Annotated in this window: 10 protein-coding genes and 1 pseudogene; 10 read left to right on the forward strand and 1 reads right to left on the reverse strand. The window is 40.6% G+C overall.

What is annotated here, in order from left to right; all coding sequences use genetic code 11:
* Positions 1-140 precede the first annotated feature (140 nt).
* The 4 genes from VHA01S_RS08150 to VHA01S_RS08160 all read left to right on the forward strand — a co-directional run bounded on the left by VHA01S_RS08150 (position 141) and on the right by VHA01S_RS08160 (position 2,966).
* On the forward strand, positions 141-929 hold the full coding sequence (locus VHA01S_RS08150; RefSeq protein ID WP_023403883.1) for a hypothetical protein: 789 nt from the start codon (positions 141-143) through the stop codon (positions 927-929).
* Between the two features lie 106 nt (positions 930-1,035).
* Positions 1,036-1,194, forward strand: a complete 159-nt coding sequence (locus VHA01S_RS18355; RefSeq protein WP_023403884.1) for a hypothetical protein — start codon at positions 1,036-1,038, stop codon at positions 1,192-1,194.
* Between the two features lie 232 nt (positions 1,195-1,426).
* Positions 1,427-1,993 (forward strand): acyl-CoA thioesterase, encoded by a 567-nt coding sequence (locus VHA01S_RS08155; RefSeq protein WP_023403885.1) that lies wholly within the window; start codon positions 1,427-1,429, stop codon positions 1,991-1,993.
* Positions 1,994-2,207: 214 nt separating this feature from the next.
* Positions 2,208-2,966, forward strand: coding sequence for an SH3 domain-containing protein (locus tag VHA01S_RS08160; protein WP_039970459.1), 759 nt, complete (start codon positions 2,208-2,210; stop codon positions 2,964-2,966).
* Positions 2,967-3,053: 87 nt separating this feature from the next.
* Here the strand turns inward: VHA01S_RS08160 and VHA01S_RS08165 are convergent, their stop codons facing one another.
* A complete protein-coding gene (locus tag VHA01S_RS08165; RefSeq protein ID WP_023403887.1) occupies positions 3,054-3,641 on the reverse strand; it encodes an outer membrane beta-barrel protein in 588 nt (195 codons plus the stop codon).
* Between the two features lie 531 nt (positions 3,642-4,172).
* Between VHA01S_RS08165 and VHA01S_RS08170 the strand changes: the two genes are divergently transcribed.
* The 6 genes and pseudogenes from VHA01S_RS08170 to VHA01S_RS08190 all read left to right on the forward strand — a co-directional run bounded on the left by VHA01S_RS08170 (position 4,173) and on the right by VHA01S_RS08190 (position 12,822).
* Entirely contained in the window at positions 4,173-4,739 is a 567-nt protein-coding gene (locus tag VHA01S_RS08170; RefSeq protein WP_023403888.1) for a hypothetical protein, read from the forward strand.
* 11 nt (positions 4,740-4,750) lie between these two features.
* Positions 4,751-7,231, forward strand: a complete 2,481-nt coding sequence (locus VHA01S_RS08175) for a hypothetical protein (protein WP_023403889.1) — start codon at positions 4,751-4,753, stop codon at positions 7,229-7,231.
* 1,316 nt (positions 7,232-8,547) lie between these two features.
* Entirely contained in the window at positions 8,548-10,413 is a 1,866-nt protein-coding gene (locus VHA01S_RS18635) for a tyrosine-type recombinase/integrase (RefSeq protein WP_240432754.1), read from the forward strand.
* Positions 10,388-10,743 (forward strand): annotated as a pseudogene (tnpA, locus tag VHA01S_RS18075) (IS200/IS605 family transposase); the annotation flags it as partial. The gene VHA01S_RS18635 and the pseudogene tnpA, both read left to right, overlap by 26 nt.
* 1,080 nt (positions 10,744-11,823) lie before the next feature.
* On the forward strand, positions 11,824-12,531 hold the full coding sequence (locus VHA01S_RS08185) for a vWA domain-containing protein (protein WP_023403891.1): 708 nt from the start codon (positions 11,824-11,826) through the stop codon (positions 12,529-12,531).
* Between the two features lie 21 nt (positions 12,532-12,552).
* Complete coding sequence (locus VHA01S_RS08190; protein ID WP_023403892.1) at positions 12,553-12,822, forward strand: WXG100 family type VII secretion target; 270 nt, start codon at positions 12,553-12,555, stop codon at positions 12,820-12,822.
* The last annotated feature ends 5 nt before the right edge of the window (positions 12,823-12,827 follow it).

The raw sequence follows: 12,827 nt of genomic DNA on the forward strand, positions 1-12,827 counted from the left end.
TTTGTATCAGCGAATGCAAACTTAATTGTGAAATGTATATAACCGCGTTAAATTGTCAGAAAATCTCTGCAAAACCTTACTTTTCTTAGCACAACGTATACCATCAAACTGTCTCATTTATAAATTCAGGGAAGACAGTTATGAGTGCACTACGCATCCCAATGACCAAGTTTGGCTTTGACTTCGATTTATTGATTAAATCTTGGGCGGATAAGCTAGACGGTTTTCGCGTGGTCGATGACACGCTTACGCCGCTTGAGGGCGGGTTAGGTATGGGCTTTGACATCCTTCGAGAGTTTGATACCACAGGTTGGCGCGAACAAATTCCCGCTAAACTGCTAGAGATCACCCAACCTTTTCCCGAATACCAATACCAAATGTTGTGGCTTGCCGCCAATGAATCCAGCGCACTAGAATTTTTATATCAACGTCCAATTTTATTGGCGCTGATTTGTCGTCATTGCAATGTGGATAGTAAGGTGGCGCAAATACTCTGCCGTAGAGGGCAGTTAGGCGCACTTGAAGCGTTAGGACTGGATGCCACTGATGGCGCGCTATCGTTTATTGACAAACTAGAGCTGGATTTTGATGTTGGTGACGAGTACGTGCACATTAGTCGTTTGTTGGATACCAGTCAAAAACGCTATCGCGAATTTAAAGATTACCCGCATGTGACTTATGCGTGTCTAAGACTGGATAGCATCTTCCCTGAGTTTAGTGGTAAACCGTTGGGCTTAGCCATGCTTAACAGTGGAGAGTCACAAATTAGCCCTGCTGATTTTCAAAAAATCTATGAAGTGGGTAAGCAATTGAACATAGATAATGTGTTAAGCGTAATGAGTGAGCAAGATTCCTCGCTGCAATTGAGTGCGCTGTATGAGCGTTGGATAACCTTGAAGCGCAAAGGATCGCATTTATCGCTGGTTTGAAAATGATTTTGTGATTCGCTTTTGTTTACAAAACTAGCCATTGGTTTAAAATGCGCACAGTGCGTTACGTTAAAAAGCGCACCAGAAATTTGAAAGAAGGTCCACAATGAAAAAAGTTATCCCTATATTGTTAATCGCTATGTTTGCGGCTGGTTCTGCCCAAGCTCACCATCAGCGTATCGGCTTTCATAAGAATAAAGATGGGACACATACCAGTTGTGTTAAGGGTTTACTTAAAGACCATTTAATTTGCACAACGGTATAGCTCGCTATTTACCAACAAATTCATAACTGGAAAAGCCAAATTATGTTAATAAGCTAATTTGGCTTTTTACGTATAAGCGACAAATAAATCTCTAATAACGCTTACATCTGCAGCGTTAAGCGTTCTAAATTCGTAGTTTTCAGTCTTTGCTACTACACTCATCTGACCACTTTTTTGTGTCAATTGGTTCTACCACTTGATTTTCCATGTAATTGTTTAGGGAGAGACATACATGTACCCACTATTTCGCCTTGCTAAAGTCACTTGGCAGGCCAAGAAGCAGTCGTCATTGAGCATTGCAGATAAAAGCACAACCGAGTTTTATTGCCACCCTTGGGATCTAGACATTTTTAATGAGTTAAATAATGGTCGTGTGCTGACTCTATACGATCTAGGCAGGACCAACTTAGGTATTCGCTGTGGATTAATGAAAGTGCTCGCGCGCAACAAATGGGCGTTAGTTGTCGCAGGCAGTTCTGTACGTTATCGCAAGCGTGTACACCTTTTAAACAAAATCACCATGCACACGCAATGCGTAGGCTTTGATGATAAATGGTTGTATGTAGAGCAATCAATGTGGGTGAAAGGAGAGCCAAGTTCTTCTGTGTTGATTCGAGCGGGTATTACCTCTAAACAAGGTATCGTGAGCCCAGTGACAGCTCTGGAAGCTATGGGGCAACCCAATCCATTTACCGAGCTTCCAATGTGGGTAAAAGAGTGGGTTGATTCAGAACAGCACCGCCCATGGCCACCTTTATGTGGCGACAGAGAAGCGGAAACGGCCCAGCAAAGTGTATAAAGTCGCGGAAATGAATATCACACGCATCGATTAGTAGAACCTGTTAGCTTTGGGAGTTGCGAACACAAAAGCGGCATAAAATGATAAGAGCACTGCCTGCGATTAAGGTATATTGACGAATAAGGTATTATCTTGGTTTAGATAGACTACCGTTATTGTCGATTTTTTGTTTGTTGCTTCGTTTGGTGTTTTGGCTTAGTGCTAGGGTAAATTGATGGATTGTGATTCAGAGAGCAGTTTTATTGGAGACTTGCTAGGCATGGCCTTATTTGGCTTCATGTTTTATGCACTGTATAAAATAGTTGTATTGTGCTTCAAAGCCCTTGGGTGGCTTTTGGTTGCGATATACAAAATTTTCGATTTCTGTGTGTTAGTGATTGCCTTGTTCATCAGCCGCTCTGAAAGAGAGGATCTTTGGTTTCATCATACTGGTTTACGTGCCTTGATCACAATACCGCTAATATTGTTTAGTTGTGTATTGGTTATGAATGATTCAAATGAACACGCGTATATTGCTAGAAATGACTTAGTACGCAGCGCCATTGCGCGACAATCTCAAGCAGAACCAACTCAAGCTCAAACAAAGCAAGTTGCCACAAAGCCTCAAACAGTGAATACGCAATTATTAAATATTCGCTCTAACCCTAACGCAAAAGCCGGCGTTGTTGCTCAAGTGGGGCAAGATAGCATTGTTTTGGTTAATAAGACTCAAGGCTCGTGGTCTGAAATTAGTTATAACGAAACGCGAGGATGGGTAGCATCTCGTTATTTAACAGTGGCAGAGAATCCGATTTACGCTCATGTTACCGCAATTAAGTTAAATGTGCGCAATGCACCACCAACTGGCGCAGTGCTGTTTCAGCTAAATAAAGGTGACAAGGTCACGATCGACTCTAGCCGTAATAACTGGGTAAAAATCAAATATAAAGATAAGTCCGGTTGGGTTGCTCAACGATTCTTAGATTTAACTTAAAAAATTCCCGCATCAGAATGCGGGAATTTTTTTATGAGAACATCTTTATAAGGGTAGTGAGCCTATCAGGATGTAACTGTTAAAGACTTAGAACTTATAGCCAATGGTGGCTTCGATAGTACTGGTATTATCAAAGTCCTCGTCGCTGTAGCCATCTTTGGTATAAGCGAGGTTTAAAACTGCATGGCTGATTTGAACTTCAACGCCGAGACCAAGTTGGCCGTATGGAGTGCCATCAGAATTGCTATAGCCAAAAGCGGAACTGGAAATACTTTGATAGCCGATACCTGCAACAATATAAGGACGCAGAGTCAAAGAATCATCATAAAATGTAGTGCCAATAAGAAAAGCACCGCCACCACGAACAGTCGTTGATTTAAGTGTACTAGTCGAGTAATTGTAGATACTCACGGCCTCTTCAGATAGACGCATATATTCAAAGGTACTACGAAAAGCAACGTAGTCATTAATTTGACTTTTCACATTCAGTGATAAGCCACCAAACTTACCTTTAAAGCCTGCATCTCGAAGCTCTGGAGCTGTTAATTGAGCATAGCCGATGTTAAAACTGGTATTGGCAAACTGGCTATGTTCAGTGTTAGTAGTACTGGGGTCAGAAGCTAAGGCGAGTGAAGATATCGAGGAGAGAGCGACCGCTAAGATGATTTTTTTCATGTTTAACTCGATTATATATTGATAATTGATTTGGTTAGTGACAATTCGCTGAACTCAATTCAATTAGAAGGGTGCATATTAAAAATAAAAACAAAGATTTCTTTTAATTATGCAAACGATTTTAATCAATTAAATTAGGTATAAACATGAAGGGTGCATAGGTGGCTGTTCACCTTTTCTCTTTGAGGGGGAAGTGGTTAATTGGAGGGAATAGAGTGCTTCGACGCTTGATTGAATACCGACTGAGTCACTCATCTTTCACGGTAAGCTAAAAACAAAAACGCCAAGCAAAATGCTTGGCGTTTTTGTAAATTTGGTGGGTCCGGGCGAACTCGAATCGCCGACCCCCGCCATGTCAAGACATGTCATGTTAAAAATAAGTTATTGAATTGCGTCATTGTACAATAAAAACAATAAGTTAAGTTTTATCTGTAAGCTCTTATTACAACTTTAATGTGTATTTTGGACACAAATTGGTCACAATGTTAAAGTATCTAAAGTGGTTGTTATATGAGCTGAGAATGTAGTGTAATGGATGAAATTCAAAGATTCAATGCAGGGTTGTTCGAAGACTCTGAACTTAAATTTATTGCCATCGATCAGTTGATTGGTGATGACTTACTAGAGCAACTTCATCGTTCGGCAAATCCATTCTCGTTGCTGAGAACTCAGCCAGACAGGACATTCTCTAGCGACTATTTATGCAATTTACTGGCCATGCAATCGCCTATTATTGCTTATCGATTTAGGCACCATTATCGATATTTAGTTGGGGCATTTACTCTTGAAAAACTGAAAACCGCAGTAGCACAAAAACACCTAGCGCCAGATCATAAAATCCCTGTCTTCGTTTTAAAAAAGAAACCGTCTGAGCGTACCAGGTTGAGAGTCATACAGTTCGAACTGATGGAAAATCTACTCGATAAGTGCTTCGTTTCAAATACTAAAAAGATCCGTTTTTTACTTGAAAATTGGTTTACGAAAGACGCAGGTAAACGAAGTATATTTCAATCAAAAGAATGGCAAGCTCTGTATCCGAATATTACCTCAATTGAGGGGCTTAGTGGTTACCTTTCATTATCGAAAAAAAATGTTTAGCTGGAGCTTCTATGGAACTGGTTAATGTCGAAAACCTTAAAAAATTGACACCTAAAAGTAATGACGTATCGTTACCTATATGGGTTGATTTGCTTAACGCGATAGAATGCCCCTCGAACTTTCAATCCCTACAATTTGTTTTACATACTTTAGAAATTTCATACAGCATAAACCCTCCGCTTTTTTGTGAAACGTTTGCTGTGCCAAAGGAATTTGATAGTTCATTCTTTGATTATTTTTCTAATATTAATTTTACAGATTTCCCTAACTATTACAGAGAATCTTTACCGGTTGGTTCAAAAAGTGATAGGCCAATTTTTGCCATTCTTTTTACTTTCTCATCACTGCTTACTCCTCATTTCGTTAAGCCATTGTTGTTGTTGCTCAACCATTATTACAAAAATGAGTCCCTCATCAATCGACGTGACAAAAGTGAAGATGTCTTTAGAGCATTGAGATTGTTGTATCAAGATCCGCTATTTAAATGTGACTGTTTATTTGGAGATGACGTAAATGTTATAGCCCAGAAACTAGAAGATTATAAACAACAGTTGGCAGTCTTTGATGGTGATAGTGATCAACGCATACTGATCAAGTATGTTCGAGATTTGATTCACTTTTGCCGACTTGATTGGTCTCAACCAGTGAGAAGGAAAAGAAAAACGAAGACTACTATGCGGTCTTCTTATAATAGAACTCGAGTCGAAAGAATCTATGGCTCTGAGGATCTGTATACCTACAAGTTAAAATCATTACCGTCTTCGATAGAAAGTAAAACAGAAGGAATTGCTGAGTCTGAGGATTACCCGCCACTTGCATTTATTAAGACTAAGGCGTCTGAAGTGCCAAAGCCCATTTTTGAATTACCAGATAAAGCTGCTATCAAAGACGTTAAGAAAGACCGAGTGCAAAATTCAGCAATTCAGCGAGAGTCAAAAAAGTCGCATAATTTAATTCTAACGAGTAGAACCTTACTCCAATGCTATGAGATGGGGTTTTTATTGGATGAATTGCTCTCTCGAAGAAAGGGAAAAGTTAATGGTCTAGACAAGCAGTTCATCAGGGGCATTGCATTACTGTCTTTGGTGACTGGCCGACCTATTGAGCAAGTGGCTAAGCTGAAGTGTATTGATGTTGATAGTATTGAAGTTGAAGGGCTATACAAAAATCACGGACATTGGTATTTAAAAAGCTACCATGCAGCGACCGCCGAAAACGGTCCGCAGCGAACTAATTCCAATTTATTACGAACGAACACGGAAGTGTATATACAGTTTCCTACTTGGATAAGTAATGTGTTGGATTTGTTAGCACTGAACGCAGACGAAGAAACTGGCAAAGGTCACAAGGTCGACACGCTTAATAAAGCGATCCAACAATTAATAACTAGCTTGAACCGAAAACAGCACTGTCAGATCAGTTTAAAAAAAATTAATTATCATCTAGTAAATTATGTCGTTGCATACGAGCAATTTGATCCAGTCATACTCGAGTGCTTAACAGGCAAACCCAGTTACTACACTCGTTCTCCTCGTCATTACGCCTGGTATTCCAATGATATGATCAACCGTCATATTCAAACGTTATATGAAGATGCATTTTTGGTTGAAGCTGACAGCGCTTTACAGGATGGGCTCTACTCTTGGCCAGTAAGGAATGAGGTTGGGGTAGGCTCTCAATTCACACCGAAGCAGGACTCACTACGAACGTTAGTGAAACACCTTCAATTACAACTTGGGGGTAGCCATACGTTTGACATGGCTAAGCGATTATCTTCTGCTATTGATTATCACAATGCTTATACGCTCTACACGCTGTATATGATGTTAAACGCGACGGGTTATAGGGCTGTCGGTAATCCTTTACCCAGTTTTAATCTTTTATTGAATCGTTACAGTGCATTGTGTATTTCGGATAAAGACAGTGTAGTCACGTTTGCGCACATGCGAGTCATAGCGTGTGCTCCTGTACTTACTGAGCAACTCAATCACTATCTTGATCACGTGCGAACCATGTCTCGATTGCTGTCGGTAGCACTCCCCAACAGTTCAGAACAATACAAAGATCAAGCATCACCGACTCAATTTATTGATTTGAAATCGAAAAATGAAAAGCTGAATTGGTTTATTACTACTAAGAACTCCAAAGGGAATGATGGGCTGTTTGTCTTTTTTGACCATACGGAGCAGGGCAAAATTAAAGCAACTAATGCTTACCCTAAGTCATTGAAACAACATTCTGAAGAACTGCCAAGTTTCCCTATGAACTTTGGACGTCACTATGTAAGGCTTTACTTGCAGGAAAAGCGGGTCAATCAAGAGCTAGTCAAATTTCAGTTAGGGCACTGGGTAGCAGGCGAAAATCCACTAGAGTTGTTTTCCACTTTTGACTTTAAAGAAGCGGTGAACACTCTATGTCCGATACTTGAACAAATGATGGGGGAGTTGGGTTGGCAAGCGATCCCCTCAGCGTTGACGAGAAAGCGTCTATGAATGAAGTACCTATGAAAAGCAAACTAGAATCAATTCCCTGTGATGGTCTCAAAGCCAAGTTTATTTCGGTTGCGAATGAAGAAATTGCGAACTACCTACAACTGAATCCAGTTAGAGATGATTCTGGCTCATTTCGCTCAAAGTGTATCAGTAAAGTTTATGAATTTACCGTTAAAATTGCTCGGCATATTGATGCCAATATCACTGCTTCTTCTCTTAACTCCATTCAATCCAAGTTTCCAAAAAATCCAGAAGTTGAGCCAATATACCGTGATCTGCTGCGTTTGCTACTTGTTGAGATTGAAAAAGAAACGGGCATACGTGCGCCCAATATTGGAGAGAATGTATACATTGAACAGGAAGTCCCTCAGTTAACCCCCGATATATTTTTAAATTCTCAGTTAGCGAATAATATTTACGAGACTATTGAGTCAGCGTCCTCACTACATAGCTACCTTGATTCTCCTCATCATCATGCTGGATTTTTAGTGCTTTGGCTGTGTTTAAAAGAAGGGATTGACCAACAAAAAACCATTACTGATTTACTATGTCGCCCAGAGAGTAGGACGTTAATTAGTGGACACTGGTTCTTCTCAGCGGGTAAAAAACGTTATTGGCTATCGACTCAAGCAGAGCTTTTGTTGCATCGCTGGTATGAATCTAATGACCGTCGTCGCCTGCTACTGTCAACAGTAGTCAATACTTATCTGGTTAACTGTGGTTTGTTACCTCGTCACACAAAGCTGAGTTTTATAGAACTTCGTCAAATGCTCAAGCTTGAATATGTCATGACTCGAAACGCTATGGAATATGGCTTAGCAGCAAGAAAAATTGATTCTACCTTCTTAGCAGAGCATGTGATGACTCGGCTCTTAAGTGACGTAAGGGTGAATGTGCAACGACAAAAAGAGCCCACATTGGCTACAACGGTGCGGCAAACTCGAAGTTGGGACAGTGCCTTTTCATCGAGTTATCGGCAATTGCGACCAGACACTGATGATGTCTGTATCATGCAACAAACGACAGAAGAACAAATTACCGTAATTTCTCGAATTACCAATGTGCTAATCCGCACCAATCGTAAAAACAGCATTCGTATTCGCCAAAAACTCCTGACAGAACTCCATCCTAAACTGCATAATCCGAGTGCAACTAAGAAGATGCCATGGGCTTGGTTGTTGCTATCTTGGCTGTACCACTTATTGAAAAATGGTGGAAAGAACAAATCAACGTTAAGACTGGATACGATCAAAGCCTACGTAGACTATGTGGCGATGCCATTTATTGTGGAGTTTTCTGGTTGCAACCCAAATCTGATGGATAGTCTCGATTGGGCAGAGAAGTTAAATGATGTCATAGAGCGTATTTCATCGGTAACGAAGAAAGCCTATGTCGCCTATTTTGCAGAATATCTGGTAGAAAGTGCTCTAGTACCTAATCTCTGTCTTTCAGATATTGATGTTCCTGCTGCTCAACATAATGTTGATGCGAATGTCATCACTCAACATGAAGCCGATAGAATCATAGAAGCTCTCAATGCATCGCAACACTCGAAAGCAAGTTTAGGTAAAATCATATTTTTATTGGCGTTTTATACTGGATTAAGAAGAAATGAAATTGCAGGGTTACAATTTAAAGATGTCTACCACTATAACGACAGAAATCATACTTTGCATGTCAGGCCAAATCGATACCGATTGTTGAAGTCAAAAGAAAGCTCCCGAAATATCCCTATAGATGTATTAATTCCAAAGGACTTGCTAGAAGTCTTTATGGAGTACCTCTTTACGGCAAAGACTAAATTTATGGCTGAAGATACATCGATATTTCCTCACTTTGAACAGTCAGATATAGAAGAGGCATTTAGCTTCTTAACAAACGTTCTAAAAGGGGTGACTGGTGATGAGTCTATTCGCTTTCATCATTGCAGACATTCATTTTGTAACTGGATGGTAGTCCAACTCTATTACAATGAGTTGACCAATAAGGAAGATATTGCATTCCTAAATCACCATTACTTTAGTGAACAAAGAAGTCACGAACTGAATCAACGACTCGGAATTACGAGATATTCTCGTAAGAAATTTTGGGCTATTGCAACATTGCTTGGTCATGCTTCACCCGCAACTACCGCTGCTTCTTATTTCCATCTCTCCGACTTTCTAAGGCGTAATCTCTTTGCCAATCATGTAGCTTCGGAAGCGTCACTACGACGTGTTTGGGGGCAGCGAATCTCTACAGATCCTTTTGGTCGAGTTACCCCTAAAGCAAATTTTAGCCAGCGATTGCTTCGGACTATGCCTACACAATCAGCGGTTGCGTTGCATACAGAAGTGTTTGATATACAAACTCTAGAGAAACCTAAGTCTAGAAAACCTGAAGATGATCTGAGTTTAGAGCTTTGCTGGCGGGTGATTAGGCGCAGTGCTGAAGGTCATTCTTCAAACTCCATTTCAAAGGCTTTAGAGCTCTCTTTGAATACAGTACAGCTAATAATTGAGACAGAAGCTCACTTGACTGAACGCCTGCTTTCCAACTCAAAATATCAGGCGAGATCTTCTCTAAATTATGAAAATCTGAATCAGCCGAACATCAGTGTCTTGGGTGTGTTAATCCGGCGCTATACAGAATCAGAAGTAAAGCTTAAAAAAGCAGTCCAGTTGCCAATGTTGTATTCATGTATCGAAAGCTTCATTGGTGCGAAGGACTCATTGATAAGAACGGATAACAAAGACATGGCTTTAACGTTGTTACGCTTCTTGAAATTGATGGAGGTCGGTTTTTTTGAGATTAAGGTTAAGTGGTACATGGCTAATATATCAGTGACCGACGCTAAAGAATTAACGCCTTACCTTGCACATGTAGATTACTGGATAAAAGCGATAGTCAAAAATGTAGAGTTACCTAAAGACTCGATTCAACTGGTGGTGCCAAAGCAGTTGGAAAGGTTCAAGCAACAATTTGAGGATAGGGCAACTACTGTATGCAGTGATGATGGCAGGTTTATAAGGTACAACTCACCAGGGACAATTTCGATACACTTTAAACAAACTAAATTTCATAGTGATCAAAGAAAGTCCCCAGAGACCTTACCAAGCATGCCACGACGAACAAAAGCTTTTGTGAGCTTTCTGAGGTTAGTGAAGACGTATTGGACCGTTAAGGAAGAAAAAAGCGAATAGGAAGCACCTAGGTTCTACATTTCATGAGTTGGCTAGGAGTTAAGGCATAAAAATTGAAAAAGGACATTTGCTGAAGGGGCATGTTCATCTGTGTATCAGTGTCCCTCCAAAATATTCAGTATCTAATATCGTTGGCTACCTCAAAGGAAAAGTGCGATATCAATAGCTAAGAAGTTGTGAGGTAGGCAGAGAAATTTCAATGGTGAACATTTTGTGGCGAGGGGATACTTTGTTTCAATGGTAGGCTTAGACGAAGAGACAGTTCTTGAATATATACGGAGTCAAGAACAAGAAGATGAGCACCGAGAACAATTGAAATTAGAAATTTAGCGCCTTGTGGTGCTTACCTAAGCTTAAGCCCTTAGAGAGCGTCACCCAACAAGCCTCCAGCTTTGCCAGAGGTCATTTAACTTTATGTCTATTTGAAATTGGTGCCTTTTTCTAATTATCTGCTAGATTATGCTCTGATTTTTGTCGCGTCGATGCTGAGGATGCTAATTAATAGACCAATGGGAGTTGCTCTATTAATTTCGTAACCTTACGAAATACCATTTCCGCATGTACTCAATACAATCCACCTCATCAGAATTATTTGCTACGTATAACCATGGCTTTGTTGCGTAGTTTCAACGGTAAATGCAGTAACCCAAGATTAACTGATTTACCAGTATTTATTATATCTGAAGCATATTCAGTAATATAGACAAACTGGGAACGGTATCGTTGTACCTGCGAACATATCCTGAAATGAATGGTAAAACAATTAGTGAAATTACAATTTTATTTGAATGTCAGTATCGTTGGCTAGGCAATATTCGAGAGATTTGAAACATATTACACCTGGCTGTATTTTGGTCAAAATCGAATGTTATTACTGCAAAAGAAATAGAGCCTTCTCTATTAACGCAAGCCAAGTCAAACAACGAAAGAGTTGTTGTAGACAATGTTGAGTTGCCTGCAATATAACTTAACTTATTGATGTGGTATAATAAATACCTTGTTTCGGAATTTGAGTTAGATGGTGATAATAAGAAAATAGTAGTTCAACTACTTGGGCTGTCAAGCCATCAAAATTTTCGTAATTGGGCCGAGAAAGCAAAAGCAGACCTCCCTAATATCTAAATCATTTTGGTACACCTGTTACGTTACTCTATATAAGGACATTGTTGGAATGAATAAATTTATGTGTTTATGTTGTTACAAGAGCAACGTATAACCTTCCAGGCTGATTGGCTAAAAGCTAAACCTGAAGAGTCATCCACTATTTAGGTTAATAGAACCTATGTAAATCATTCTCATGAATAGCGAGAAGGTAATGCCTTTTATCACTTCACATTTCGCTATGCATTTATGAAATAGTTATTTTGATCAACCAATTAATATTGCTATTGGTGAAGAGGAAAATAAAACATGTTTGATCCCAAGAAATTTACAGTGCCAGCCGCAAAACCTCTCCCTGTCGTTCTGCTTCTGGATGTCAGCTACAGTATGTCTGGAGACAAAATCGAGAACCTTAACAAGGCTGTCGAGGATATGCTGGACACCTTTGCGCAGGAGGAGAAGATGGAGACAGAGATTCTTGTTTCTGTCATCACTTTCGGTAACCAAGTGGAACTGCATGTTCCCTACACCAAGGCTTCTCAGGTGCAGTGGCAAGGTCTGCGGGCTAACGGTATGACCCCGATGGGAACCTCCCTCAAGATGGCTAAGGCCATGATCGAGGACAAGGAGACCACTCCGTCCCGAGCCTACCGCCCGACGATCGTTCTTGTTTCAGACGGGCAGCCTAATGACAGTTGGGAAAGGCCGCTGAAGGATTTCATTTCCGAAGGACGATCTTCCAAATGTGACCGCATGGCAATGGCTATCGGACGTGATGCGGATGAGACGGTTCTGAAACGTTTTATCGAGGGCACGCCACACGACCTTTTCTATGCAGAAAATGCCGGGCAATTGCATGAGTTTTTCCAGCGAGTGACCATGTCGGTGACCATGCGTACCCAGTCAAAGACCCCGAACGTGGTACCGGCTCCGTCAGAGATCAAACTGGACGGTGGCAGTGTCAAGTCGGCTACAACTGAGCCAACCGCTTCGTCCGACGATGAAGGTTACTGGTAAATAAAAATTTGGAGGTGAATCATGCCACAGGCAATTGGCGACCCTGATGAACTTGACCGTTTCGCGCAATCTTTGACGCAGTTCATCGACACGTTGAATGACGCGGTTAACGGTTTGAATCATAGCTTTGGTGTCCTTGGGGATACTTGGCAGGATGAAAAGCGAGCGAGTTTTGAAGAGGACTATAACGCGCTGGTTCAGCAGCTTTCTCATTTTGAGGCGAATGCATCGGAACAGGTTCCTTATCTTCACGCTCTGGCTTCACGTTTAAGAGATTATTTACAGAGTTAAGGTGG

It is taken from the genome of Vibrio halioticoli NBRC 102217, from assembly GCF_000496695.1.
In the GTDB taxonomy this organism is placed as follows: Bacteria; Pseudomonadota; Gammaproteobacteria; order Enterobacterales; family Vibrionaceae; genus Vibrio; species Vibrio halioticoli.

Coding starts and splice junctions, on each gene's coding strand:
- VHA01S_RS08185 (WP_023403891.1), top strand. CDS start 11,824: ATGTTTGATCCCAAGAAATTTACAGTGCCAGCCGCAAAACCTCTCCCT.
- VHA01S_RS08150 (WP_023403883.1), top strand. CDS start 141: ATGAGTGCACTACGCATCCCAATGACCAAGTTTGGCTTTGACTTCGAT.
- VHA01S_RS08170 (WP_023403888.1), top strand. CDS start 4,173: ATGGATGAAATTCAAAGATTCAATGCAGGGTTGTTCGAAGACTCTGAA.
- VHA01S_RS18635 (WP_240432754.1), top strand. CDS start 8,548: ATGGATAGTCTCGATTGGGCAGAGAAGTTAAATGATGTCATAGAGCGT.
- VHA01S_RS08175 (WP_023403889.1), top strand. CDS start 4,751: ATGGAACTGGTTAATGTCGAAAACCTTAAAAAATTGACACCTAAAAGT.
- VHA01S_RS08160 (WP_039970459.1), top strand. CDS start 2,208: ATGGATTGTGATTCAGAGAGCAGTTTTATTGGAGACTTGCTAGGCATG.
- VHA01S_RS08190 (WP_023403892.1), top strand. CDS start 12,553: ATGCCACAGGCAATTGGCGACCCTGATGAACTTGACCGTTTCGCGCAA.
- VHA01S_RS18355 (WP_023403884.1), top strand. CDS start 1,036: ATGAAAAAAGTTATCCCTATATTGTTAATCGCTATGTTTGCGGCTGGT.
- VHA01S_RS08165 (WP_023403887.1), bottom strand. CDS start 3,641: ATGAAAAAAATCATCTTAGCGGTCGCTCTCTCCTCGATATCTTCACTC.
- VHA01S_RS08155 (WP_023403885.1), top strand. CDS start 1,427: ATGTACCCACTATTTCGCCTTGCTAAAGTCACTTGGCAGGCCAAGAAG.